Genomic DNA, 24,754 nt, shown 5'->3' with positions numbered 1-24,754 from the left:
TCGTCGTCGTGGGCTCAGTCGTCGTCGTGGGCTCAGTCGTCGTCGTGGGCTCAGTCGTCGTCGTGGGCTCAGTCGTCGTCGTGGGCTCAGTCGTCGTGGGCTCAGTCGTCGTCGTGGGCTCAGTCGTCGTGGTCGGCTCAGTCGTGGTCGGCGTCGGAATTACCGTTGTACCGCAGTTGTGATGGTGGCAATGCCAGCCGTAGTTGCCGTTGCCGTTGCCCTTGTTACCGCCACCGTTGTTGCCGTTGTTGCCGTTGTTATTGTTGCCGTTGTTGCCGTTTCCGTTGCCGTTGTTTCCACCGCCACTGTTGCCGCCAGGTTGGGCGGCGACGATGGCAGGGAAGACCGATACGGCAAGGACGCCGATACCCATCAGGCACATCACAGCAACAAGCATCATCGCTAGCCGTCGTGGCTGGCTCATCGACATTCCTCCCCGACACATACGTCCGACCTGCGGAAAACTGCGGCAGACTCATCGTGCCTATCGCACCGGACACACCCTCGTTACATTTCCGGCAAACATGTATCCGCCCAAGGATCATCCCTCACTTGGAAGCTCAACGGTCCGGATCAGCGGTCGCAATCGTATGAAACGGCGCACACTCGAGCTAAATCTTCACAATTCGGGCAGGCTCTGAAAATGCAGGAAAGGGCCGTTCAACTTTCGTTGAAAGACCCTTTTTGCTGGTACTTCTTGGTGGAGCTGAGGGGAATCGAACCCCTGACCTCTTCGATGCGAACGAAGCGCGCTACCAACTGCGCCACAGCCCCGTGCCACCGCCTCAGCGGTGCTCGGCAACTCTAACAGGAACGAATACTCCCGTTGGAATCACCCGACACGAACTTTCGACCTGACAAGATCGGCCCAGAAGGTCACTGACCGGATGCGCGACGCATCTCGGTGTGCCTGACCTCTTCTTCGTAGTGATCCAAGTGATCGAACGCCGGATCTTCGTCGTCGACCTCGAGAACAACCGCTCCTGGCCGGCGCAATCGCGCGGGAATCAGGCGCAGCTCTTCGTCGGTGTGCGATTCGACTCCGAGTCGCGATCGGTTGAGGCGCTCGGTGCGACGACGGCGAATCTCCTGCTCGATCCGAACCTGCCGACGTAGGTACGCCATGTACCCACCGAGGCCGCACACGGTCAGCACAAACAACCACCACACCATCGGCGAGATGATCAATGCGAGAGCGCCCGAGAGAATCGCGACGAATGCCAGGCCCAGCAATGTCCGCTGACGGAATGCGTACCGCGCCTCCCGGGCGATGGCATCCGCTTCGGGGTCGAACCCGCCTCGGCCGCGCCGAACGGGAACAAATTCTCCCACCGGTGCACGACCGCCGGCGTAGTCGTCTTCTGCGTGAGTGTCCATCTGGTCCTCCGCGTCGTAGCTGCTGCGCACTGGTTCTGGTTGCCAGTTCGGATCGCTTCGATGTCCTGCTGCCGGCCCGCGCTGAACAGGGTTGCTGTCGCCGCGGTGGAGTACTCGAGTCGCGAGCGCCGCGTCACTCGTCTGCCGGATCCTGGGGCGCTTGTTGACAAGCATCGGCACCAGGACGAACAGCCACACGGCCACCAGCCCGATCCACACGAATGAGCTAGGCATGCCGCGGCCTCCTCCCGATCACCTACCAGCACCTATGCCAGCCGTTGACGAGTCAAGGTTAACGGCCGACGCCCTCGCATCGTTGCCGACGCGCCGAACCCCACCATACTCATGTGTCACACGCGTACCGAACTGAACTTCCGGTTCAGTCCCAAAAGTCTCAAGTTCTGGTTGAATCAAAAACCACATTTTTCCGGCCGAAAGTAGGACTACTCAGCGGTAACTGCCGTTTAGCTCGCGTTTCTCACGCTCGTGGCGCCGTATTGGTCACACCCACGAAGCGCGTCCGGACCGCACCAATCTGTCGACGACGGTGGTGGGTACTTCCTCGATGGTCATTCCGACCAGAAGATGATCACGCCATTGGCCGTCGACATCGAGATAGCGCTTGAGAAGACCTTCCTCCCGGAACCCAACATTTCGTAGGACTGCGCGACTCGACGCGTTCTCCGGCCGAACGGTCGCCTCCACTCGATGCAGACCGACCTTCGAGAATGCGTGATCGAGTGTGAGCGCCACGGCCGCTGTGGCTACGCCCCCACCGGTGACGTGCGAGGCGACCCAATAGCCCACCCAGGCGGACCGCAGAGCGCCGCGCACGACATTTCCGATGGTGACCTGCCCGCAGTACTTCCCGTCGAGTTCGATCACCAAGGGAAGGATCCGGCCCTTGCGCGCCTCGGAGCGAAGATTCCCGCACAGGGACGGCCAGACAGTGATGTGGTGGCGAGCATCCCAGGGCGACTCTCCGGTGGGCTCCCACGGCTCCAGGTGCTCGCGATCGCGAATGCGGAGGCGACTCCACACAGCAGCGTCACGGAGCTTCACGGGGCGGACGGTCACCACTCCCGCGGGCACTCGCAGTGGGCCGAGATCTTCCGGCCATCCTGGATGGACTGACATCACACCCCACTCGGGTCGGCGTTACCCACGTTGGGCGAGAAAAGCTACGTCGACTTCTTCACCGATGTGCACTTCGGTGACGTCTCGATCGACAAGAACCAAGCAATTGGCTTCCGCCAAGGTCGCGAGGAGATGTGAGGACGCACCGGGCGCACCCCCGAGTGCCTGCACCAGGTACTCCCCCGTCGCTTCGTCACGCATCAGCTGACCACGCAGGAAACCCTTGCGATCGGCAATCGACGTGATCGTTCCCACCGTGCGCGCCTTCACTACTCGCCGCATCGGTTGGCGGCGTCCGAGCGCGATTCTGATCAGCGGGCGAACCATGACTTCGAATACCACCAGTGCGCTGACCGGGTTGGACGGTAGGAGAAAGGTCGGAACCTCGTCTCGTCCCAGCTTGCCGAAGCCCTGCACTGATCCCGGATGCATGGCAACGCGCTCCACCTCGAGTGTCCCCAGGTCGGCAAGCGCCTCACGAACCTCGTCGGACGCTCCGCCGCCCACGGCACCGGCGATGACAACGATTTCCGAGCGAATCAGCTGTCCCTCGACTACTTCGCGAAGACGGCGCGAGTCGTTGCCCGCGATTCCCACACGGTTGACGTCGGCGCCGGCATCGCGCGCTGCGGCGGCGAGGGCATACGAATTGACATCGTAGACCTGACCAGGCCCCGGCGTGCGATCCACGTCGACAAGTTCTCCACCGACGCTGATGACGGAGAGACGCGGACGCGGATGGACGAGCACTTTGTCGCGACCGACCGCGGCAAGCAAACCGACCTGCGCGGCTCCGATGATGGTGCCTGCCCGAACGGCCACGTCGCCCGGCTGGACGTCGTCGCCTGCACGGCGAACGTAATCGCCCGAACGCACCGGCTCGAAGATCCGAACGCGAGCGCGACCACCGTCGGTGTTCTCGAGCGGAAGAACTGCGTCGGCCAGCGTGGGCAACGGCGCGCCCGTGTCGACTCGCACGGCCTGACGCGGTTGCAACCGGATCGGTTGGCGTGAGCCCGCCGTCACCTCGCCGACCACCGGCAAGCTGAGGTCCGTAGGCTCGCCGTCCTCGCCGCGGAGGTCGGCTCCAGCGCCGGCGACATCGACACTGCGAACCGCGTAACCGTCGATGGCAGCTTGATCGAATCCCGGCAATGGGCGTTCGGTCACCACTTCCTCGGCACACAGCAGTCCCTGCGCCTCCGAGATGGCGACCCGAACCGGACGGGGTGCCACTGCAGCAGCGGTAACCCTGGTCTGCTGCTCCTCAACCGACCGCATCTGGTCCGCGTCCTCCTGTGTCTGGAAATTCGGTGATATCCGTCAGCTCATGATGCCTTGCCTTCGAAAAGGGACAAGCACATTGATACTGCGTTATCGGGCGATCAACCACCGTGGCGACACGCTCAGCGGTCGAGCCGATCCGCGAGCCACTTACGCAAGGACGGACCGTAATCGTCGCTGTCGAGTGCCAGGTCAACCGAAGCGCGGAGGTACCCGCCGGGGTTGCCCAGGTCATGACGCGTTCCGCGGTGCACCACCACGTGAACCGGATGACCCTCGGAAATCAGGAGAGCGATGGCGTCGGTGAGTTGCAACTCACCGCCGGCTCCCGGCTTGATGCGACGAAGTGCGTCGAAAATCGCACGATCGAGCAGATAGCGACCCGCAGCGGCAAAGGTCGACGGCGCGTCTTCCACAGCCGGCTTCTCGACCATGCCGACGACCTTGAGGACGTCGGGATTGACCGCGTCGGGAACGATCTCGACGTCGAAGACGCCGTAAGCGCTCACTGCGTCCTTGGGAACGTCGATTGCACAGAGAACGGACCCGCCGCGCTTGGCCCGAACTCGCGCCATGATCTCCAGGACGCCACGCGGGAGTACAAGATCATCGGGCAGAAGGACCGCGATGGCATCTTCGTCGTCGTCGAGAACCGACTCGACGCAACCGACTGCATGCCCGAGGCCGAGGGGCTGCTCCTGAATCACGGAATCGACTTCGAGCAAACCCGGCGCTTTGCGCACCTTTGCCAGGGCAGCAAGTTTTCCGCTCGCTTCCAGCTTGCTTTCGAGCACGAGATCCTCGACGAAGTGCGCAACCACTCCATCTTTGCCCGGGGACGTCACGATGACGAGCCGCTCGGCTCCCGAGTCCGCAGCTTCACCCGCCACCAGTTCGATACCCGGTGTGTCCACGACCGGCAGCAATTCTTTCGGAACCGTCTTGGTGGCGGGCAGGAAACGCGTACCAAGTCCGGCTGCGGGAACCACGGCCGTACGGAAGGCCCTCGTGCTGCTAGCGACAACGTCTGTCATGCCAACACCTTAGCCGCCGCTTGTTACCGCTCGGTCAGCACGACGAATATCGTTGCGGGGTGACACCTCAGACAAAAGCACAATGGCGACAAATCGCACTCGCAGCACGTGATGCAGTCTCCGAGCACACTCGAAATACGGAAACTGCGGCGTTTATCACGCACATACGTTCAGTGATTGTCGACGGCTCAACCGTCTGTGCGTACGTCCCCACCCGCACCGAACCAGGATCCACCGACTTGCTCGACGCCGTTGCCGAGATCGCGCAGCGTGTACTACTTCCGATCACCGGAGAACCCGGACCGTTGTCCTGGGTTCAATACAGCGGTGCCGACGGTTTGCGCCCCGCGAAGTACGGCATTCGGGAGCCCGTCGGACCCGTCCTACCACCGGAAACCCTGTCCGACGTGGAATGCATGCTGATCCCTGCTCTCGCGGTGGATCTTCGTGGAACACGCCTCGGCCGCGGCGCAGGCTTCTACGACCGGACGCTCGGGTCGGTCGGACCGCAGACTCGGCTCGTGGCAATTGTCAGAGACTCCGAACTCGTCGAGACCTTGCCTGCCGACGACCACGACATTCCGATGGGATGGGCATTGACGCCGAGCGGCGGTCTCACGCGGCTCCAGGGCGATTGATCTGCGGGAATAGATCCCTGATTAGCGCTGTTGGCACTGTCACTTGTAGAGTGCTAAAGGCTGCGGTGTAAATACGCGGCTGCTCGAACATCACAGTGCGGAGGAAGCCCGGTGCCCACCTACTCATACGCATGTACGGAATGTGACAACCGTTTCGACATCGTCCAGTCCTTCAGCGAAGATTCGCTGACGGTCTGCCCAGCTTGCTCAGGCAAGCTCCGCAAGCTGTTCAACTCTGTTGGCATCGTGTTCAAGGGCAGCGGCTTCTACCGCACCGACAGCCGCGGCGGCTCCGGGACTGCGAGCGAGCCCGCTAAGAGTGATTCGGCACCCGCTGCGAAGTCCGAGTCCAAGTCGGACTCCTCTTCGACATCGAGTTCGTCGACCAGCACGCCGGCGCCCGCGAAGGCTGCCGCAAGCTGATTTCCACAACCTCCGGGTTGTCCACAGTTTCACATCGTTAGGGCCGGAAGCACCGCTTCCGGCCCTAACGTGCATGAATGCCGTCAGCACGTTCTCGCTCGCCGAGGCGCTCCGATCCACTGCGCGCCCAGCTCGATCTCAGCCCGAGCACCTTCGATCGCGTCGTCGAACTGACACGCGGCACACGATTCCGCACGGCGACAGTCCGCAAGATCGCAGCCGTTGCCCTGGCCGCACTCGGCGTCGTTCTCTTCTTCCGAGGCGATCCCGCGACCGATACCGTCGCTGCAGTTGTCTCGAGTCGCGATCTCACTCCCGGACAGGTGATCGCGGATTCGGATGTCGAGATCCGAGAGATCGACTCGAAACAACTTCCCGAAGGAGTTGTCTCCGATACCGACCTGGTAGTCGGGAGAACCGTTTCCGGCCCGATTCGCTCCGGAGAAACCGTCACCGACGTGCGCGTTCTCAGCCCACGGCTGGCCGGGTTGTCCGTAGGAACCGACGACGCCCGTATCGTCCCCGTCCGATTGGCCGATGCAGCCGTCGCGGACATGTTGCGCAGCGGGGATGTCGTCGACGTCCTGACCGTCGGCCCTGACACATCCCGCACTGACACATCCCACCCCGACACACCCAACGAATCAATCGCCGACAAGGCCCCGCAGATTCTTGCGGCGGGAGCAGTAGTCGCGCTGGTCACCACGTCGGAAAGTACACGTAACCAGCAGGAACAGGTGATTCTGCTGGCTCTGCCGACACCGGCAGCCAACGTCGTTGCCGCGGCATCCCTGTCCAATGCGATCACCGTGACATTCCGCTGACCGCACAAAGCGTCCGAAGCTCCTCTAGGATTTTTCCAGTCGGTTCGGTATCAACGAACCATCTGGCACTTGCCATCGGAGACTCGAGGGGACACCGACATGCTCAAGGGATTCAAGGATTTCCTGCTTCGCGGAAACGTGCTCGACCTGGCCGTCGCCGTTGTCGTCGGCGCAGCCTTCACCGCCATCGTCACGGCATTCACCAGTAACATCATCAATCCACTCATCGCCGCAATCGGCGGTTCAAACGAGTTGGGCTGGGGTGTCGAAATCATCTCAGGCAACCCCGAGACATTCTTGAACATCGGCGCCGTGGTCACCGCGATCATCAACTTCATCATCATCGCGGCGGTCGTCTACTTCGTGCTGATCGTTCCCGCGAATGCGGCGAAGAAGAAGTTCGTCTCCGAGCCCGAGGACAAGGAAGCCAGCGAAACCGATCTGCTCATCCAGATCCGCGACATCCTCTCCGCCAATGCCGGTGGCGCCGACACAGGAGCCCACGCCAAGACGCTCGAATAGGCAGCGCTCACAGAACAAATCAGGCCCTCGGACATTGTGTCCGAGGGCCTGATTTACTTCTCAACCGCCGTGGTGCGGGGGCCGCTGACTGCGCAGCCAGTCGTCGTCCGAGGATCGCGAGGAACCTTCAGGACCCCGCTCGTCCGACGTCGTCTCGGGAAAGACGTCCCCGAAGATGCGCGCCAGGCGCTTCTTGTCGACTGGCGGCTTCTTCGGGGTATCTGGTTGCTCCGACAAGCTGTCTCAGCCCTCGAGGCTGGACAGCTCGGCGATGACGTGACTCGCCAAAGCCGTCAGGGTTGCCATGCCGTCGCGAATTGCCGGCCTGGTCGACGCCAGATTGGCGACCACGGTGCTTCCCGAAACCCCGACGAGGCCGCGGGACAAGCCTGCTTCGAGCGATCCGGCCGACAGACCGGAAGCGCGAAGTGCTTCGGCAATTCCCGGGATCTCGCGATCGAGAACCTCTGCGGTCACGTCGGGAGTGACGTCACGCGGGGATACCCCGGTACCGCCGACCGAGATGACGAGGTCGACGCCACCGATGACTGCGGTGTTGAGAGCGTTGCGGATCTCCACTTCGTCGGCGGCGACGGCGACCGTCGCATCGACGAGAAAACCCGCTTCGTTCAGTAGTTCCGTAACCAGTGGACCGATGGAGTCGGTGTTGTCGCCGTGGGCTGTGCGATCGTCGACGATGACGACCAGAGCGCGGCCGGCCGATGTGGCTTCGAGTTCCATGACACCTACCGTAGTGTCCGATCCCGACGCCGTTGCGATCTGGCCGAAGATCGGGTCGATCGTCTGCTGATCGCCGAACATCATCGGCCGCCCTGCGCTGCCGCGGTTCCCAACGTGACGTCGACGGTCTTGGTCTGCCCGCCGTCGCTGTACGTGATCGAGACCTTGTCGCCGGGAGCATGTGAACGCACTGCCGCGATCAGCGAATCACCATCTGCGACAACACGATCGTCGACCTTGGTGATGACTGCACCCTTCGGGATACCGGCCTTGGCGGCCGGCCCGTCAGCAGTGACATCCATGACGGTTGCGCCGTCGGCGTTGTCCTGCGACGGTACGGTCACGCCGATCATGGCCTGAGTCGCCTTGCCGGTCTTGATCAGTTCGTCGGCGACGCGGCGTGCCTGATCGATCGGGATGGCGAAACCGAGGCCGATGGAACCGCCCTGGGTACCCGACGACGCTCCGAGCGAGGCGATCGCCGTGTTGATGCCGATCAGCTGGCCGTCCATGTTGACGAGGGCGCCGCCGGAGTTGCCGGGGTTGATCGCTGCGTCGGTCTGCAGAGCGTCGATGACGGTGTTCTGGTTGCCGGACTCACCGCTCGTGGACACCGGGCGATCGAGTGCGGAGATGATGCCTTCGGTGACCGTGCCGGCAAGGCCGAGCGGGGACCCGACGGCCACAACCTGCTGTCCGACCTGAACGTCGCCGGAGTTCCCGAGATCGATGGGGGTGAGGTCGTTGCGGCCGTCGACCTTGATGACGGCGATGTCCGAGACGGGATCGGCACCGACAAGGGTGGCCGAGGCCTTGGTTCCGTCGGAGAACGCGACGCGAAGTTGCGCTCCCTGAGCACCGGCAACGTGGTTGTTGGTCAGGATCAGACCGTCGGAGGACAGGATGACACCGGAACCCTCACCGCCCTGGCCCTGCGCGGTGGCCACCTCGATCTGCACGACGCTCGGCACGACCTTCGAGGCAACGGCCTGAACCGAGCCGGCGGGAGCGTTGGACGTGTTGGTCGCAGTGGGCTTCGGAGCGTTCAGAGAGTTGGTGACCGTCGCGGTTCCACCGTTGCGGTCCACGACGACGGCACCGACCACGCCACCGACACCACCACTGACCAGAACCAGCGCCAGAGCACCGGCAACCAGCGCCATGCGTCCCGACTTCGGCCTTGTGGTGGTCGAACCGGAGTTCGGCCCCTGTAGCGGTGCGGGGATCTGGTTGTGGCCGCCCGGACCGTTCGGGCCGCCGGGGCCACCAGGGTTGGGTGCGCCGTACGGGGCGCTCTGCTGGTACGCGGCCTCATGGGCACCGTGCGGGTGGCCGAAAGCCTGCGTGGGCTGCTGCTGCGCCTGCCCGAAGGCTTCGGTGGGTCGGGCAAAGGATTCGGTCGGCTGATACGGCTGCTGAGGCGCCTGCCCCTGAGGCTGCTGCGGCTGCACTTGAGGTGCTTGCGGCTGCGCTTGGGTGGTGGGCTCGCTGTTGGGCTGCTCGGGCCGGGTCGGCCCGACGTTACGGTCCTCGGTCATCGGCTCGCTTTCGTCTACGGTGACCACCGGACGGGCAGTCACAACTGTTCTGCCGACAATGCTGCCTTGCGCTGCTGAGAAGGCGCTGAGACGTGCCTGTCACTTTACCCAGAGTTCGACGTGAAAATCCGGTGTTGTCGGCTCGGCCCGAAAGACTCTCGGGCCGAACGCATTAACTCGTGACGTCAGTCACCGAAGCACGGGACCAACGGGTCTACAGAACACGCTACTCGGCGCTCGGCCCTGGTTCGCCGGGAAGCACGATACGAACAAGCGCTCCCCCACGATCGGATTCGTCGATCGCGATGGTGCCGCCGTGCTTGACGACGACCTGACGCACAATCGCAAGTCCCAGACCCGATCCCGGCATCGAACGTGCCGCGGTCGACCGGTAGAAACGATCGAACACCAACTCCCGATCCTCCTCCGGAATGCCGGGTCCCGCATCACTTACGGTCAATTCCAACAATCCTTGGCCGACCGGACGCATTTCGACGCGTACCTGTTCGCCCTTCGGACTCCATTTCGCAGCGTTGTCGAGGACGTTCAGCACCGCACGCGACAGGCCCGCTTGATCTCCGTAGACGTACCACGGAGTGGTGACCGCTTCGAACTCGATTTCGTTGCGCCTGCGCCGCGCTCGTTCGAGCGCACGCTCGACGACGTCGCTGACGTCTACGCGCTCGTACACGGTTTCGGGCGCGTCTTCGCGGGCCAGATCGACAAGGTCACCGACCAGAGTCGACAGTTCCTCGATCTGCGCGACGACGTCGGCACGAAGTTCCGCCATGTCCTCGTCGGGAATCTGCGGCGCACCGGGGCGACTGGACGCGATCAGCAATTCCATGTTGGTACGCAACGAAGTCAACGGTGTGCGCAACTCGTGTCCGGCGTCCGCAACGAGGCGAGACTGACGCTCACGAGACTCGGCGAGCGCCCGCAGCATCGTGTTGAAACTCTCTGTCAGGCGCGCTAATTCGTCGCTGCCGGTAACGGGGATCTGCGTCAGATCGTCGGTCCGTGCAACGCGTTCGGTGGCGGCAGTCAGCCTGGCGATGGGCCGTAAACCGGTGCGGCCCACGGTAGTACCCGCCACCGCAGCAAGTATGACGCCACACCCGCCGACCACGAAGAGCACCCAGGCCAGTCGGTCCAGTACTGCAACGGTCGGCGCGAGCCGCTGACCGATCACCAAAGTGCTTCCGTCATGGGTTCGTTGAGCAAGCACTCGCTGACCGTCGACGGTTCGCAGCGAAGAATCCGATTCGCCACGCGCTACGGCATCTTCGGCTTCACCGATCGGCACGTCGGAACCGGGCGGCTGGTACGTGCTCAGGTCCGAGAAGATCAGGGCCACACTGATGTCGGTGGTGTACAGCGTCGCACCGGAGATGTAGCGAGGATCGAATCGCACGACATTGCTGTCGATGAGCACCGCCGCCCTGGTACGCAACTGGTGATCGACGTCCGCGTAGAGCGCACGCGAAACCACCGCGTACGCCGCGATTGCCATGACTGCGACGGCAATGGCCACCACCGACGCAGCGAGGAGCGTCACACGCCAACGCAATGACACCGAACGGGTCAGTGGCATCGGCGGGCGCATTTCGACGGACGCTTGGGTGGTGGAGGATTTCTTCGGTTCGGCGTTCTTGCCGAACGGAGCGGTGATCACGGAGGCGTCTCCCGCAGGACGTAGCCGACTCCGCGGACGGTGTGGATCAACCTCGGTTCGCCGTCGGCTTCCGTCTTGCGACGCAGGTAGCCGACGTACACCTCGAGCGCATTGCCGGACGTCGGGAAGTCGTACCCCCACACCTCTTCGAGAATGCGTCCACGGGTGAGCACGCGACGCGGGTTGGCCATGAGCATTTCGAGGAGGGAGAACTCGGTGCGGGTCAGGCTGATCGATCGCTCTCCGCGCTTGACCTCACGGGTGACCGGGTCGAGGGTGAGGTCCTCGAAGGCCATCATTTCGGAATCGGCGTCCAGATCGGGCGCGGTGCGACGCAGTAGTGCACGCAACCTGGCAAGCAACTCTTCCAAAGCGAAGGGCTTGGGCAGGTAGTCGTCCGCTCCGGCATCGAGGCCGGCGACTCGCTCGCTGACCGAATCGCGGGCGGTGAGCACGAGGATGGGCAGGTCGTCGCCGGCACTGCGAAGACGACGGCACACTTCGAGTCCGTCGAGTCGCGGCATCATGACGTCGAGCACAACGGCGTCTGGCCGGTTGGCGAGGATCTTCTCGAGTGCGTCGAGCCCGTCGACCGCGAGCTCGACCGTGTAGCCGTTGAAGCTGAGCGACCGCCGAAGCGACTCGCGAACCGCCCGGTCGTCGTCGACCACCAAAATACGCATACCGACAGTTTGGACTGAAGTGCTGAGATGCGGCTGAGAGGGTCCGATTCCGGCCTCCGGCGTGTCGCGGTCAGTCCCGGGTTCGCCTGGGCCCGGGCAGGCTCCAATGACGCCATAACGCAAGCAGTCTGAACACCGCGGCGAACGCCGTGCCGCACACCAGCGCGGCGTTGGTGGACAGTCCGGCTTGCGAGACTGTGACCACCAACGCAGCGCCGAGCAGTGCGGGAACCGCGTACAGGTCTTTGTGCAGGAGCAGCGGTACCTCGTTGACGAGGACGTCGCGGATCACTCCGCCGCCGATCGCCGCGGTCGCACCGATCAATGTCGCCGCCAGCGAACTGGCGTTGTTGTCCAGCGCGATGACGGCGCCGGTACTAGCGAACAAGCCCATCCCCAGTGCGTCGAGCGCCAGGATTTCACGACGCAGTCGATTGAGCGGCTCGTGTAGGTAGAACACGGCGAGTGAGGTGGCGGCGGCCGTTCCGAAGTACGGCCAACTGCTCAGCGAACTGGGCGGATGGACGCCGAGAAGGACGTCGCGGACGATACCGCCGCCGATGCCGGTGAACACACCCACCGAGCACACCCCGAAGATGTCGAGTCGCTTGGTGACGCCCACCAAGGCACCCGAGGCCGCGAACGCCACGATGCCCACCAGTTCGAGGATCCTCAGCAGCACCGGCCAAGGATCGCACGGTCAGATGCGGCTCGGGTCGATCACCCCGAGTCGAACTGCTTTGACCAGTCGCCGAGGAACCCGGTGGGTCTGGCCGAAGGCCGTGACCTCGACCAGATCGGGCGCCGTCGCCTTCCACTGGGCACGGCGACTGCGTGTGTTGGAACGCGACATCTTCCGCTTGGGAACGGCCATCAGAGTGCCTTGCGCTTTCCGTAGCGACGCTCGAACTTCTCGACGCGTCCGGCGGTGTCCATCACTCGTTGTGCTCCGGTCCAGAACGGGTGCGAGTCGCTCGTGACGTCGACGACCAACAGCGGGTATGTGCCGCCGTCTTCCCATTCGACGGTGCGCTCACTCGTCACGGTCGACCGGGTCAGGAAGCTCTTGCCGGTGCTGGCGTCCTGGAACACCACGGGGTGGTAGTCGGGGTGCATCTGCTTCTTCATTCGTTTCCCTCTCGCGTAGATTCGGTTTCGGCATAAGGTGATTCGGATTCGTCGCACGGGTCTTCGTGGAACTCTCCGAACGGGTCTTCCCAGGTGGTCCACGACGCTTCGTCGGCCAACTCCTCGTCGGTGACCAGGGCGTGCTGCAGTGTTCGGTCGATCTCGAGCGGGTTCGCACCGCACGTCAGAACGACCATCGAGGTGTCACGGTCGCCGAAACGCTCGTCCCATTTCAGGGCCGCGAGCGCACGGCGCTCGGCTGGAACGCGCTCGCGTTGCTGCGGCGTCATCGCGGCCAGCCAAGTGTCCGCGCTGGCAACTCGCAGGCCACCGCCCGCCGATTCGAGCCAGAGCGCTTCGCCCGGTTGCGTCGCCACCCAGACGCGCCCGCGGGAGTACACGACACCTTCGAGCAGGACGTCGATCGCCTCGTGCAGACGCCCGGGGTGGAACGGCCGGTTCGCAGTGAACTCGACGAGCATCACGCCGCCGTCGTCGTCGAGCGGCGGCTGACGACGCAACAGCGGTGAGTGAGCGTCGGCCAGCTCACCGCGTCGCGCATCCGCAGGCACCTCGAGGAGCAGTGCCTCGATGTCGTCTCCCTCATCGAAGACGGGTACCCGCGGAGCAATGCGCGCGAGAACCGCGTTCAAGCGGGACCGCTGCCAGCCGTCGAGTCCATCGGACCCGCGCAGTACGAGAGCGTCGGCGAAGTCGACCTGCCCGACGACGACCTGAGCCAGGGTGCGGTCGTCGTCGAGGGCTTCGTCGCCGGTGGCGTCGGCAAGCCAGGTCTGGGCGTCGATGCACGTCACGACGGCGTCGACGCGGCAGTCACGCTGCGCTGGTCCGTCCAATTGGCCGACGACGCCGGTCACGACGACATGCTCGATCGCCCAGCACAGCGCTTCGGGTTCGAGTTGGCGGTCAAGCAGCAAGACGATCCGCTGGACCGAACTGTGCGAGTGAAGGCGACGCAGCAGCGGTAGCAAGTCTTCGCGCAGGGTGCAGGAGACGCAGCCGTGCGCGAGCTCGAGGATCGTCTCGCGTTCGGACACCGTGCCGGCAGACCCGGTGCCCCCGGTCATCGAGGTGACCGTCCGCCGGACCACCCCTTCACGGACGTGGCTCAGGTCGTGGTGAACCAGAACAGTTCCGGTTCGCAGCAACGCTCGTGCGGTGTGTGGAGTGGATTCGCTCATGCCGGCGACCAGGACCAGCGGAGTCCTGCCGTCCAGGATCGTGTTCACAGCGGGCCTTTCTGGGAATGATTGTCATTACCGAGGTTGAACGCTACATTGATCTCACCGCATTGTCGAAAACGATTGTCATCTGCAAGTTGAAAGGAACACCCATGTCGGCTCACTGCCAAGTGACCGGACGTGTGCCGGGGTTCGGAAAATCCGTCTCGCACTCCCACAAGCGTTCGAATCGTCGCTGGAACCCGAACATCCAGCGCAAGACATACGTATTGCCCAGCGAGGGTCGTCGCATCACGCTCACCCTCTCGACCAAGGGCATCAAGACGATCGACCGCGACGGCATCGAATCCGTCGTCGCCCGGATCCGCGCACGCGGCGAGAAGGTCTGAGCAGATGGCACGCAACGAGATCCGCCCGATCGTGAAACTCAAGTCCACGGCGGGCACCGGGTACACGTACGTGACCCGCAAGAACCGTCGCAACGACCCCGATCGCCTCGTACTGAAGAAGTACGACCCCGTGGTGCGCAAGCACGTCGATTTCCGAGAAGAGAAGTAGGCATGGCCAAGAAGTCCAAGATCGCCAAGAACAACCAGCGACGGGTCATCGTCGAGCGATACGCGGAGCAACGATCGGCGCTCAAGGAGACAATCCGCTCCCCGAAAAGCTCACCCGAGGAGCGCGCGAAGGCCCAAGCGACCCTGCAACGTCTCCCACGCGACGCCAGTCCGGTACGATTGCGCAATCGAGACGCTGCGGATGGACGTCCGCGCGGCCACCTGCGGAAGTTCGGGCTCTCCCGGATTCGCGTGCGAGAAATGGCGCACCGTGGGGAACTGCCTGGCGTACACAAGTCGAGCTGGTAAGGAAGTCGGATGGCAGTCAAGCGTTCACCGTCGAAGAAGCCACGCCCCGTAGAGGGTCGTAAGCCCAAGAAGAACCCGTTGTTCGCAGCGAAGATCACGCATGTCGATTACAAGGACATCAACTTGCTTCGCACGTTCATCTCGGACCGCGGCAAGATCCGCAGCCGTCGCGTCACGGGCCTGACCCCGCAGCAGCAGCGTCAGGTCGCCGTTGCAGTGAAGAACGCACGCGAAATGGCGTTGCTTCCCTTCACCGCCGCACGGTAGTCACACGTAGAAGTACCGAAGAGGCCGCGCAGTCACTCGACTGCGCGGCCTTTTTGTTGCCCGGACTAAGATTTCCCGAAGTTATTCATTCCAGTCGAGAGGTGCCCGCAGCGTGTCGGGAGTTGTTGCGGGTTTCACCGTCATTTTTGTTGTCATCGCGGTCGGGTATCTGCTCGGCCGTCTCGGCACCCTCGGTAGCCAAGGACAGTTCGTTCTCGGTCGACTCGTCTTCTTCGTCGCGACGCCTGCCCTACTGTTCACCACCCTCGCGTCGTCCGATCTGTCGGTGATCTTCTCCCCGACGCTCGCGGTCGCGTCGGCTACTGCCTTTGCCGTCGGCGCTCTGTACGTCGTCGTTGCAAAGATCTGGCTCGATCGGCCGCTGCCCGAACTGACTATCGGCGCACTGTCGGCGTCGTATGTGAATTCGGCCAACCTCGGAATCCCGATCGCGGTGTTCGTGCTCGGCGATGCCACGTTCGTCGCGCCGCTCCTGCTCTTCCAGATCGTCGTGTACTCCCCGATCGCCTTGACGATCCTCGATCTCACGGCATTGCGGGGCGAAGCCGAAAAACTGTCACTGATCGACACTGTCACCGCTCCGTTCAAGAATCCGATCGTGCTCGCGGGCGCTGCGGGGTTGATCGTGGCGTTGATCGGTTGGGTACCGCCGAGACCCTTGATGCAGCCTTTCGATTTGATCGGCGCCACGTCGGTCCCCGGCGCACTGTTGGCATTCGGACTCTCGTTGTACGGCGTACGAGTGCTCGAGAAGGGCTCCAGTCCGCGCCGGGACGTCGCGCTTGCGTCGACCCTCAAGATCGTCGTCCAACCAGTGCTGGCTTACCTGATGGCGCACTTCCTCCTCGGCATCGACGGCCATCAGTTGTTCGCCATCGTGGTCGTCTCGACGTTGCCGACGGCACAGAACGTCTTCATCTACGCAAGCCGATATCGGCGCGGAATGGTCCTCGCCCGAGACAGCGCCTTTGTCACCACTTTGGCGTCGATACCGGCGATTGCGCTGGTCACGGCGCTACTCGCTTGAGCAGGGTTACGGTGGATTCATGCGTGTACTAACCCTCGCCGTTCTGGCCTGCCTTGCTGTGGCCGGATGCTCCGTCGGGGCCCAGACAACGGGGCCGGTTGCTGCGCCGAATCCGATGGCGGCCAACGAAGCAAGTCCCGCCGACTGGTCGCTCGGAACCCCCGTTCCCGACGAGGTCGACGACAGCGAGATGGGCACGGAGTTCGACAGCCGCACCGACATCGTGGGTGCGACGGCCACCATGTTCGAATCGTGGTCCGAGGTCGACGATCACACGGTGGCAGTCCACTTCGTGACCGGCACTCCGGAGTGCTACGGCGCGTACGCAACCGTCGAAGAGACTGATACGACGGTGATCGTCACGCTCCGAACCGGAGCATTGCCGGAGGCCGCGGACAAGATGTGCATCTTGGTTGCCGTGTTCGGCAGCCTGGACGTTCCGCTGAGCCGACCGCTCGGCGATCGCCACGTCATCAACGGCTAGCCGCGCCTAAACGGCACAAGATCACCGATCGAACACTCCGTTTCGTCAGGTGTGGTGTGCGTCTCCTCGGGACAGACTGAAAACCGACACCCGTGCACTCGCTCGTCGGCAGCTTTCGACTCGAGCGGTGCTCAACATGAAGGAGCTCGCAAGTGCCTACTCTCCAGAGAGACGTTGCAATCGTCGGCGCCGGCCCCTCTGGCCTGGCAGCTGCAACCGCGCTGCGCAAGGCCGGTTTGACCGTCGCTGTGATCGAAGCGCGCGACCGCGTCGGCGGCCGCACGTGGACCGACACCATCGACGGAGCAGTTCTGGAAATCGGCGGCCAGTGGGTCTCCCCCGACCAGACCGCGCTGATCTCCTTGCTCGACGAACTCGGCCTGAAAACTTTCGAGCGCTACCGTGAGGGCGAGTCCGTCTACATCTCGTCGGCAGGTGAGCGGACGCAGTACACCGGTGATTCCTTCCCCACGAACGACACCACGAAGAAGGAGATGGACCGTCTCATCGACGAGATGGACGATCTCGCAGCACAGATCGGCGCCGAGGAACCGTGGGCACATCCCCTCGCCCGCGATCTCGACACAGTCTCCTTCAAGCAGTGGCTGATCAATCAGTCCGACGACGCCGAGGCACGTGACAACATCGGCCTCTTCATCGCCGGTGGCATGCTCACCAAGCCCGCCCACTCGTTCTCTGCCCTGCAGGCCGTACTCATGGCCGCTTCCGCAGGCTCGTTCTCCCACCTCGTCGACGAGGACTTCATCCTCGACAAGCGAGTGATCGGCGGAATGCAGCAGGTATCGATCCGCATGGCGGAGGCCCTCGGTGACGACGTCTTCCTCAACGCACCCGTGCGAACGGTGAAGTGGAACGAATCCGGTGCAACGGTGTTGGCGGACGGCGATGTTCGCGTCGAGGCAAGCCGAGTGATCCTGGCCGTACCGCCCAACCTCTACTCCCGGATCTCGTACGATCCCCCGCTGCCGCGTCGTCAGCACCAGATGCACCAACACCAGTCCCTCGGCCTCGTCATCAAGGTGCACGCGGTGTACGAGACGCCTTTCTGGCGCGAAGCCGGCCTCTCCGGCACCGGCTTCGGCGCGTCCGAGGTAGTGCAGGAGGTGTACGACAACACCAACCACGAGGACGATCGCGGCACCCTGGTCGCTTTCGTCTCCGACGAGAAGGCCGACGCGATGTTCGAGCTTTCCGTCGAGGAGCGTAAGGCCACGATTCTGGCCTCACTTGCCCGCTACCTGGGCCCGAAGGCCGAAGAACCGGTTGTGTACTACGAATCCGACTGGGGCTCGGAGGAATGGACCCGCGGTGCGTACGCGGCCAGCTTCGACCTCGGTGGCCTGCACCGATACGGCGCGGATTCCCGCACACCCGTCGGCCCGATCCACTTCTCGTGCTCCGACATCGCAGCCGAGGGGTACCAGCACGTCGACGGTGCTGTTCGGATGGGGCAGCGAACCGCCGCCGACATCATCGCCCGCAGCAAGGCCTGACGGCCACTTTGCCAAGTCTCGATCATTGCCCGGCAGTCACGACTGCCGGGCAATGATCGAGAGCAGCAGTTCCGCACGAACTCTCGCTACCTCGAGTCGACAGTCGATCAAGCTCTCCACCTTCGCCATTCGGCTTCGCAGCGTGTGCCGGTGGACGCCCATCGTGATGGCTGCCGCTTCCCAGTGCCCGTTGGCCTCGAGAAATGCCCGCAATGACGCCAGCAGTTCGGTGCCGTTGTCACGGTCGTAGTCCTCGATCGGTGTGATCATCGTTTCCGCCAGAGTGTTGAGCACTTCACGCGTCGAATCGAAAGACAGCAGCACACTTCCGGTCAGCGCCGCGAATTCCAAAGGCTCGCCACCGATTTCCGCCGCAGACGCACACAGCTGCGACTGTTCGACGGCGACGGCCAGCGCTGCGACCACCCGTCGCGCACTCAGGCCCACACGAAGTGAGCGAAGATCGGACCTCGATACCCCGCCCAGTAGCTCTCGGGCGAACTGGACGTCGTCGGTTCCACGCAGCAGCACTGTGACGCGAGTGTCGTTGATCCGCGAGAACAACTGCCGCCCTGCCTTGTTCATGAACTCGGCAATCTCGACTCCGACGCGTCCCGCTACGTCGGACGTGTCGGCAAGAACTGTCAACCCTCGGATCATTCCCTCGCCGTCGGCGGCCTGCCGGATCTGTTGCCACGCCGGTGCCGGGTCGCGGTCTTCGGTGAGCAGCAGCCCGAGGGCGTGCGAATTCAACTGATCCTGAGTGGCGCGCAAGCGCGCAGGTTTCTCGAAGTCCAACGCCAGCAACGAGTTCGCGTGACCGAGCAGTATCTGATCGACGTAGCTGAGCGCCGAAGCACTGATCACCGCCAGGTATCCGTACGGCGTTCGCCCGACGCTGATCTGCTGCACCGCGATCGACGCTCCAGACCTTGCAAGCGTCACGCTGCTGGATGCGCCGCCCCCGAGAGTTGCTCGCAGTTCGTCGATCACGTCGTCCGTCGGCAGTTGAGGTGAGCTCTCGAGAACTCGTCCGGCGACGTCGAGAAGAAGCACCGTCGCCGAGGTTGCGATCGCCAGTTCACGCACGGTTGCGGCAGTTCCGCCGGAAATGACGGCACGCGTCATCCGCGGTTGCGCCCGCGACGCCCGGAGGACAGCTTCATATTCCTGCTCTGCCAACCGGCTCATAACGCGCTTGACGACGGCAGCAAACGGCGTCGGCAGCGGCACCTCGATCAGCGGGAGTCCGATCTCGTCGGCGACGGCCACCAGATCGGCCGGGACCTCGGGGTACGACAGCCCGGTTCCGAATCCCACCGCCGCCACACCCGCCGCATCGAGCATCCGGAGATAGCGGCCGCGCTTTTGCTGAGTGGACGGCAATCGGATGCCGGTGGTGAGGATGAATTCGCCGCCGGTCAACCATCGAAACGGGTCGAGCAGCTCCGTGGCGTGCGCAAATGTGATTTCGCGACCGACACCCCGCGCCCCACCTTTGAGTTCCAGCGCGAGATCCGGCTGCGCCAACATCCACCGCACAGCGATCGTCATGGCCAGGACTGTACAACTCGGCGCGTCGGGGATCAAAGATTTCACCTTTTTGGCAGCTGCCTTTACTTGTGAGTCAGCGCACACTTGCTCACACACGCCCCACAAAGTGCGAGTTCCGTGCTGATCACCTCGGCCGGAACTCGTTCGACCTCGAGAGGAACCGGTACCGATGTCGATCGTCGTACTCGAGAACTACATCAACGGTGAATTCGTCGCCTCGGCCGCGACGGAAACACTCGACCTGATCAACCCCGTGGACGAGAGTGTGGTCGGGCGTACGCCGGTCTCCACCAAGGAAGACGTCGACGCCGCCGTCGAAGCAGCACAGCGCGCATTCGAGACCTGGGGTAAGACGACACCAAGCGTGCGGCAGGCCGCACTCCTCAAACTCGCCGACGCCATCGAAGCGCACAGCGACGAAATCGTCGCAGCCGAAAGCGCCAACACCGGCCAGGCCCACCAGATGATCGCCGACGAAGAGGTCAAGGTCGGAGCCGATCAGATGCGGTTCTTCGCCGGAGCCGCACGACTTCTCGAGGGCAAGGCGGCCGGAGAGTACATGGAGGGTTTCACCTCCTACGTCCGTCGTGAGCCGATCGGCGTAGTCGGTCAGGTCACTCCCTGGAACTACCCGTTCATGATGGCGCTGTGGAAGATCGGGCCCGCCCTCGCGGCCGGCAACACGATCGTCCTCAAGCCCAGCGACACCACACCGGGCAGCACGCTGGTCCTGGCGAAGCTCTCGAAGGGCATCCTGCCGGACGGCGTGTTCAACGTCGTGCTCGGCAACGGCGGAACCGGCGCGACGTTGGTGGAGAACCCGGCCCTCGGTCTCGTCTCGATCACCGGTTCGGTGCGGGCGGGCATCGCTGTCGCCGTGTCCGCAGCGCAGCAACTCAAGCGCGCGCACCTCGAACTGGGCGGCAAAGCGCCGGCGATCGTCTTCGGCGACGTCGACATCGAGAAGACCGCCACCGGTATTGCCGAGGCAGCGTTCTTCAACGGTGGCCAGGATTGCACCGCGGCCACTCGCGTGATCGTTCACGAGTCCATCCACGATCAGCTCGTCGAAGCCCTCGTCCGGAACGCCGAGAAACTGCGCCCCGGCGCGCCTTCCGATCCTGATGCTTTCTACGGCCCGCTCAACAACATCAACCACTTCAACGCCGTGAGCGACAAGATCGCGAACCTGCCGGCGTCGGCCAAGATCGTTACCGGCGGAAAGCGTTCGGGCGAAACCGGATTCTTCTTCGAGCCGACCGTCATCACCGGCGTCGCGCAATCGGACGACATCGTGCAGGAAGAGACTTTCGGTCCCATCCTCACCGTCCAGAGCTTCTCCGACGAGAAGGAGGCAATCACGCTTGCCAACGACGTTCGATTCGGCCTGGCCTCGAGCATCTGGACCAAGGATCACGGTGTCACGCAACGCGTCTCCGCCGCTCTCGACTTCGGTGCGGTGTGGATCAACTGCCACATCCCGCTCGTTGCCGAGATGCCGCACGGCGGCTTCAAGTACTCCGGCTACGGCAAAGATCTCTCGGCATACGGAGTCGAGGACTACACCCGTCTCAAGCACGTCATGAGCTCGCACGACTGAGTCGCCACCCCTCCTGCTGTGCGCCTTTATTAACCCCCCGCGGTTAAGAAAGGCGCACAGCAGATTCCTCCAATCCGGAAAAGAGCCACCATGCGCCTTATCGTCGGATACCTCGCCACACCCAGCGGTAAAGACGGGCTGGTCCTCGGGGCCCAGCTCGCGCGCAGTCTCGGCGCGCAACTCGACATCTGCATGGTCCTCCCGCCGGATCGGACACTGCCGGCCAAGGTTCCCTCGGAAGCCGGCTACGACGACATTCTCGCCGCACGTGCACACGACTGGCTCGCCGAGGCGAAAGCATCGGTGCCCGAGGACATCCAGGTGGAAGTACACCTGAGCTTCCACGAGTCGTTTGCTCAGGGCCTGCTCGACGAGGTTGACCGATTGAGCGCGCTGGCGATCGTGGTGGGAGCTTCCGGCGACGGTCTGCTCGGCCGTCACGCGATAGGTTCGGTCTCGACCGAACTACTGCACTCCGCCCACGTCCCGGTAGCACTGGCTCCTCGCGGAACGCGGCACTCGTCGGCTACCGCAATACGAGAGGTCACCTGCGCGCTCGGCACCCGCGTCGGCGCCGACGTCGTCTTGAACACCGCCGTACGTACCAGCGAACTGATGCAGGTTCCGCTGCGACTGGTCTCGCTCGTGGCACTCGACCCCCAGAACGATCTGCGCGATCACCGCGACACCGCCGAGTCCGCCAGGGAACGTGCACGAAACCACGCTCAGGACACGCTTGACATCGCAAGAGCGGCGCTCCCCGCCGAGTTCCCCATCGAGGTCATCATCGCCGACGGTTCAACGGTGGAATCCGCAGTGCGTCAACTGGACTGGCAGGACGGCGACCTCGTGATGGTCGGTTCCAGCCGTCTCGCGCAGCCCCGCAAACTTTTCCTGGGCTCCACCGCCGCCAAGATGCTGCGCGTGCTGCCCGTTCCCATGGTCGTAGTGCCCAAGCACGAATTCACCCAGCCGGAGGCACTGTCATGACCAGCACCGAACTGAGTTCCAAAGGACTCGCTACCGGCAAGATCGGCATGATCTCCGGTGCCGTACTCGGAATCTCCTCCGTGGCACCGGGTTACACCCTGACCGCCAGTATCGGATTGATCGTCGCCGCGGTCGGCCTCAAGATGCCCGCCATCTTCATCGCCGGCTTCATCCCGATGTTCCTCACCGCGTACGCGTACCGCGAACTGAACTCCGACACACCTGACTGCGGCGCGTCATTCACGTGGTCCACCAAGGCATTCGGGCCGTACGTCGGTTGGATGTGCGGCTGGGGCATGGTCATCGCCACCATCATCGTGCTCTCGAACCTTGCTGCCATTGCCGTCGACTTCTTCTATCTGTTCATCGCGCGGGTGGTCGACAATCCGTCGATCGCCGATCTGCCGGGCAACAAATTTGTCAATGTCGGCACCACACTCGTCTTCATCGCCCTGGCCACGTGGATAGCGAGTCGGGGAATCACTACCAGCGAGCGCGTGCAGTTCGCACTCGTCGGCTTCCAGATGGTGCTGCTGGTCGTCTTCGCCATCGTTGCACTGGTTCACGTTGGCGCCGGCGATGCCCCGGCCGGCTTGTCCTTCGACCTGAGTTGGTTCAACCCGTTCAGCGGACTCGCCATCGGTGCGTTTGTCATCGGACTCACCGGATCGATCTTCGCGTTCTGGGGCTGGGATACCTGTCTCACGCTGGGCGAGGAGTCGAAGAACCCCAAGAAGACCCCAGGCCGCGCCGGTTTGCTCTGTGTCGCAACCATTCTCCTGACCTACCTGCTGGTCGCCGTTGCCGCGATGATGTACGCCGGCGTCGGCGAGGAAGGCCTCGGTCTCGGCAATCCCGACAACTCCGAGAACGTCTTCGGCGCTCTGGCCGACCCGGTCCTGGGCAACTGGGGCGGAATGCTCCTCTTCCTCGCAGTCTTCGTCTCTTCCGTTGCGAGCCTGCAGACCACGTTCCTGCCCGCCGCACGAACCATGCTCGCCATGGGCGCATACGGAGCTTTCCCCAAGAAGCTCGCCGAGGTCTCGCCTCGATTCCTGGTGCCGTCGTACGCCACCGTCGTGGCCGGCGCGGTAACCGCGGTGTTCTACAGCGTCGTCACGTTCCTCTCAGAAAGTGCGCTGCTCGACACGATCGCCGCCCTCGGCATCATGATCTGTTGGTACTACGGCATCACGGCATTCGCGTGCGTGTGGTACTTCCGCAAGACGCTTTTCGAGAGCGTACGAAACTTCGTCTTCCGGCTCGCGTTCCCACTCATCGGTGGTCTCATGCTGCTTGCGGTGTTCGTCATTTCGGTCCAGGAGAGTATGAATCCGGACAACGCCAGCGGAGCATCCATCGGCGGAATCGGCCTGGTCTTCTTCCTCGGCTTCGGAATCCTCATCCTCGGCGCGGTACTGATGATGGTCATGCGAGTGCGCAATCCCGAGTTCTTCGAGGGCAAGACCCTCAACCGCGACACGGAGGCTCTGCGCGACGAGAACGACCTCAGCGTGTCTTAGGAGACAGTAGGTTCGGGGGCCTGCGCGATCAGGCCCGCCATCAATACGCGCAAGCCGAATTCGAAGGCGGCGTCGGCACGTTCGGGATTTTTCCCGGATGTTGCCAACGCCGCCTTCATCGCGTCGTTGGCCTCGGGCCCCGATGCCCACTGGACATCCGGCGCCGCCAGATCCAACGCCGAACCGAGAACAAAACTGTCGACGGTTGTGATTGCGTGCAGCGTTTGAGCCGGGTCGAAGCCACCATCGGCGAATGCCTGCGCCAACGCGTTGTACAGGGTGAACGCCACACCGGCCTGCACCGTCTGGGCGGTGAAGAGCGGAATCAGGCGAGGATGTGCTGCGTAGCTTCGCCGGTACTCGGCTGCCAGCGCAGAGACGGTCTCGCTCCAGGATCCCGAGGCCGACTCCACGTCGATTCCCGCCATCAGCTGAGCCCTCATCAGTTCGACGATCTCGGCCCGTCCGGAAACGTGGTTGTAGAGCGACGACGGTCGCACCTTCAGTCGTGCGGCGAGTCCCGGCATGGTGAAGTCGCCGGATTCGGCCACCGACTCGATCGCTGCCTCGGTGATGATCGCCGGTGAGAGCAGTCGTTGCGATGGCCGCGGCATATGTCCTCCTGTAGTGATCCACACCGTTCGGGGCGCCGCAAAAAACAATTCCTCGAAAGTCCTTGATCAATCAGCGCTCACCCACCAT

The 24,754-nt window shown here is 63.4% G+C and carries 31 protein-coding genes and 1 tRNA gene; 16 read left to right on the top strand and 16 right to left on the bottom strand.

All coding sequences use genetic code 11. The annotated features are described in order from the left end of the window. Together AC3WQS_RS04935 and AC3WQS_RS04930 are read left to right on the top strand one after the other, a co-directional pair. A partial coding sequence (locus AC3WQS_RS04935; protein ID WP_492741412.1) for a hypothetical protein occupies positions 1–182 on the top strand: 182 nt, incomplete at its 5' end. After that, a complete protein-coding gene (locus AC3WQS_RS04930; protein WP_492741410.1) occupies positions 182–406 on the top strand; it encodes a hypothetical protein in 225 nt (74 codons plus the stop codon). The genes AC3WQS_RS04935 and AC3WQS_RS04930, both read left to right, overlap by 1 nt. A 292-nt stretch (positions 407–698) precedes the next feature. On the opposite strand, the gene AC3WQS_RS04925 is transcribed toward AC3WQS_RS04930, so the two are convergent. The 5 genes from AC3WQS_RS04925 to AC3WQS_RS04905 all read right to left on the bottom strand — a co-directional run bounded on the left by AC3WQS_RS04925 (position 699) and on the right by AC3WQS_RS04905 (position 4,832). Then, positions 699–774: transfer RNA gene (locus tag AC3WQS_RS04925), tRNA-Ala, on the bottom strand. A 102-nt stretch (positions 775–876) separates the two neighbouring features. Further along, entirely contained in the window at positions 877–1,611 is a 735-nt protein-coding gene (gene sepX, locus AC3WQS_RS04920; RefSeq protein WP_492711606.1) for a divisome protein SepX/GlpR, read from the bottom strand. Between the two features lie 267 nt (positions 1,612–1,878). Further along, positions 1,879–2,514 (bottom strand): GNAT family N-acetyltransferase, encoded by a 636-nt coding sequence (locus AC3WQS_RS04915; RefSeq protein ID WP_007727523.1) that lies wholly within the window; start codon positions 2,512–2,514, stop codon positions 1,879–1,881. Between the two features lie 21 nt (positions 2,515–2,535). Further along, positions 2,536–3,795 carry a molybdotransferase-like divisome protein Glp gene (gene glp, locus AC3WQS_RS04910; protein ID WP_003946353.1) on the bottom strand — a complete coding sequence of 420 codons (1,260 nt, stop codon included), beginning with the start codon at positions 3,793–3,795 and terminating at the stop codon, positions 2,536–2,538. 125 nt (positions 3,796–3,920) lie between these two features. Further along, positions 3,921–4,832, bottom strand: a complete 912-nt coding sequence (locus AC3WQS_RS04905) for a UTP--glucose-1-phosphate uridylyltransferase (protein WP_019744725.1) — start codon at positions 4,830–4,832, stop codon at positions 3,921–3,923. 59 nt (positions 4,833–4,891) lie between these two features. On the opposite strand from AC3WQS_RS04905, the gene AC3WQS_RS04900 reads away from it, so the two are divergent. From AC3WQS_RS04900 to mscL, 4 genes are all read left to right on the top strand, one after another. Then, complete coding sequence (locus AC3WQS_RS04900) at positions 4,892–5,470, top strand: 5-formyltetrahydrofolate cyclo-ligase (protein ID WP_492711608.1); 579 nt, start codon at positions 4,892–4,894, stop codon at positions 5,468–5,470. Between the two features lie 111 nt (positions 5,471–5,581). Next, on the top strand, positions 5,582–5,893 hold the full coding sequence (locus tag AC3WQS_RS04895; protein WP_003946378.1) for an FmdB family zinc ribbon protein: 312 nt from the start codon (positions 5,582–5,584) through the stop codon (positions 5,891–5,893). Positions 5,894–5,970: 77 nt separating this feature from the next. After that, the gene (locus tag AC3WQS_RS04890; protein WP_492711610.1) at positions 5,971–6,717 is read left to right on the top strand and encodes an SAF domain-containing protein; all 747 of its coding nucleotides are present in this window, start codon (positions 5,971–5,973) and stop codon (positions 6,715–6,717) included. A gap of 99 nt (positions 6,718–6,816) precedes the next feature. Continuing rightward, positions 6,817–7,239 (top strand): large conductance mechanosensitive channel protein MscL, encoded by a 423-nt coding sequence (gene mscL / locus AC3WQS_RS04885; protein WP_153211839.1) that lies wholly within the window; start codon positions 6,817–6,819, stop codon positions 7,237–7,239. A 60-nt stretch (positions 7,240–7,299) separates the two neighbouring features. Here mscL and AC3WQS_RS04880 read toward each other — a convergent pair whose 3' ends face one another. The 9 genes from AC3WQS_RS04880 to mrf all read right to left on the bottom strand — a co-directional run bounded on the left by AC3WQS_RS04880 (position 7,300) and on the right by mrf (position 14,254). Beyond that, on the bottom strand, positions 7,300–7,476 hold the full coding sequence (locus tag AC3WQS_RS04880) for a hypothetical protein (protein ID WP_019744729.1): 177 nt from the start codon (positions 7,474–7,476) through the stop codon (positions 7,300–7,302). A gap of 6 nt (positions 7,477–7,482) precedes the next feature. Continuing rightward, positions 7,483–7,980, bottom strand: a complete 498-nt coding sequence (locus AC3WQS_RS04875) for a MogA/MoaB family molybdenum cofactor biosynthesis protein (RefSeq protein ID WP_176720912.1) — start codon at positions 7,978–7,980, stop codon at positions 7,483–7,485. 80 nt (positions 7,981–8,060) lie between these two features. Then, positions 8,061–9,518: a S1C family serine protease gene (locus AC3WQS_RS04870; RefSeq protein ID WP_492711611.1), complete on the bottom strand. Its 1,458-nt coding sequence runs from the start codon at positions 9,516–9,518 to the stop codon at positions 8,061–8,063. 226 nt (positions 9,519–9,744) lie between these two features. Next, positions 9,745–11,124 carry a HAMP domain-containing sensor histidine kinase gene (locus AC3WQS_RS04865; protein ID WP_020908630.1) on the bottom strand — a complete coding sequence of 460 codons (1,380 nt, stop codon included), beginning with the start codon at positions 11,122–11,124 and terminating at the stop codon, positions 9,745–9,747. A gap of 65 nt (positions 11,125–11,189) precedes the next feature. Next, on the bottom strand, positions 11,190–11,876 hold the full coding sequence (locus AC3WQS_RS04860) for a response regulator transcription factor (RefSeq protein ID WP_003946387.1): 687 nt from the start codon (positions 11,874–11,876) through the stop codon (positions 11,190–11,192). A gap of 70 nt (positions 11,877–11,946) precedes the next feature. Beyond that, complete coding sequence (locus AC3WQS_RS04855) at positions 11,947–12,558, bottom strand: trimeric intracellular cation channel family protein (protein WP_003946409.1); 612 nt, start codon at positions 12,556–12,558, stop codon at positions 11,947–11,949. Between the two features lie 18 nt (positions 12,559–12,576). Continuing rightward, positions 12,577–12,750, bottom strand: a complete 174-nt coding sequence (gene rpmF / locus AC3WQS_RS04850; protein ID WP_007727540.1) for a 50S ribosomal protein L32 — start codon at positions 12,748–12,750, stop codon at positions 12,577–12,579. After that, the gene (locus AC3WQS_RS04845; RefSeq protein WP_003946367.1) at positions 12,750–13,004 is read right to left on the bottom strand and encodes a type B 50S ribosomal protein L31; all 255 of its coding nucleotides are present in this window, start codon (positions 13,002–13,004) and stop codon (positions 12,750–12,752) included. The genes rpmF and AC3WQS_RS04845 overlap by 1 nt, the downstream gene beginning before the upstream one ends. After that, complete coding sequence (gene mrf / locus AC3WQS_RS04840) at positions 13,001–14,254, bottom strand: ribosome hibernation factor-recruiting GTPase MRF (RefSeq protein ID WP_021345156.1); 1,254 nt, start codon at positions 14,252–14,254, stop codon at positions 13,001–13,003. Before mrf ends, AC3WQS_RS04845 begins: the two co-directional genes overlap by 4 nt. A 104-nt stretch (positions 14,255–14,358) precedes the next feature. On the opposite strand from mrf, the gene rpmB reads away from it, so the two are divergent. The 7 genes from rpmB to AC3WQS_RS04805 all read left to right on the top strand — a co-directional run bounded on the left by rpmB (position 14,359) and on the right by AC3WQS_RS04805 (position 18,385). Next, positions 14,359–14,595 (top strand): 50S ribosomal protein L28, encoded by a 237-nt coding sequence (gene rpmB, locus AC3WQS_RS04835; protein WP_020908631.1) that lies wholly within the window; start codon positions 14,359–14,361, stop codon positions 14,593–14,595. Positions 14,596–14,599: 4 nt separating this feature from the next. Further along, complete coding sequence (gene rpmG, locus AC3WQS_RS04830) at positions 14,600–14,764, top strand: 50S ribosomal protein L33 (RefSeq protein WP_019744734.1); 165 nt, start codon at positions 14,600–14,602, stop codon at positions 14,762–14,764. 2 nt (positions 14,765–14,766) lie between these two features. Then, on the top strand, positions 14,767–15,072 hold the full coding sequence (rpsN, locus tag AC3WQS_RS04825; protein WP_020908632.1) for a 30S ribosomal protein S14: 306 nt from the start codon (positions 14,767–14,769) through the stop codon (positions 15,070–15,072). 9 nt (positions 15,073–15,081) lie between these two features. Beyond that, positions 15,082–15,339 carry a 30S ribosomal protein S18 gene (gene rpsR / locus AC3WQS_RS04820; protein WP_003946414.1) on the top strand — a complete coding sequence of 86 codons (258 nt, stop codon included), beginning with the start codon at positions 15,082–15,084 and terminating at the stop codon, positions 15,337–15,339. 112 nt (positions 15,340–15,451) lie between these two features. After that, entirely contained in the window at positions 15,452–16,387 is a 936-nt protein-coding gene (locus AC3WQS_RS04815) for an AEC family transporter (protein ID WP_492711613.1), read from the top strand. Between the two features lie 19 nt (positions 16,388–16,406). Continuing rightward, entirely contained in the window at positions 16,407–16,871 is a 465-nt protein-coding gene (locus tag AC3WQS_RS04810; protein WP_007727550.1) for a hypothetical protein, read from the top strand. Positions 16,872–17,023: 152 nt separating this feature from the next. Further along, entirely contained in the window at positions 17,024–18,385 is a 1,362-nt protein-coding gene (locus tag AC3WQS_RS04805; RefSeq protein WP_020908634.1) for a flavin monoamine oxidase family protein, read from the top strand. Positions 18,386–18,421: 36 nt separating this feature from the next. Here AC3WQS_RS04805 and AC3WQS_RS04800 read toward each other — a convergent pair whose 3' ends face one another. After that, positions 18,422–19,939, bottom strand: a complete 1,518-nt coding sequence (locus AC3WQS_RS04800) for a PucR family transcriptional regulator (protein ID WP_029255927.1) — start codon at positions 19,937–19,939, stop codon at positions 18,422–18,424. Between the two features lie 169 nt (positions 19,940–20,108). Here AC3WQS_RS04800 and AC3WQS_RS04795 point away from each other — a divergent pair, with 169 nt between their 5' ends. The 3 genes from AC3WQS_RS04795 to AC3WQS_RS04785 all read left to right on the top strand — a co-directional run bounded on the left by AC3WQS_RS04795 (position 20,109) and on the right by AC3WQS_RS04785 (position 24,052). After that, complete coding sequence (locus AC3WQS_RS04795; protein WP_003946421.1) at positions 20,109–21,539, top strand: gamma-aminobutyraldehyde dehydrogenase; 1,431 nt, start codon at positions 20,109–20,111, stop codon at positions 21,537–21,539. Positions 21,540–21,629: 90 nt separating this feature from the next. After that, a complete protein-coding gene (locus AC3WQS_RS04790; protein WP_019744740.1) occupies positions 21,630–22,529 on the top strand; it encodes a universal stress protein in 900 nt (299 codons plus the stop codon). Further along, positions 22,526–24,052 (top strand): APC family permease, encoded by a 1,527-nt coding sequence (locus AC3WQS_RS04785; protein ID WP_492711615.1) that lies wholly within the window; start codon positions 22,526–22,528, stop codon positions 24,050–24,052. Before AC3WQS_RS04790 ends, AC3WQS_RS04785 begins: the two co-directional genes overlap by 4 nt. Here AC3WQS_RS04785 and AC3WQS_RS04780 read toward each other — a convergent pair. Further along, positions 24,049–24,666, bottom strand: a complete 618-nt coding sequence (locus AC3WQS_RS04780; RefSeq protein ID WP_264613157.1) for a TetR/AcrR family transcriptional regulator C-terminal domain-containing protein — start codon at positions 24,664–24,666, stop codon at positions 24,049–24,051. The genes AC3WQS_RS04785 and AC3WQS_RS04780 overlap by 4 nt on opposite strands. Between the last annotated feature and the right edge of the window lie 88 nt (positions 24,667–24,754).

The sequence above is a fragment of the Rhodococcus sp. FW305-130 genome, from assembly GCF_058788335.1.
The sequence above is the reverse complement of the archived record's forward strand: the minus strand, read 5'-3'. Positions and strand labels throughout refer to the sequence as shown.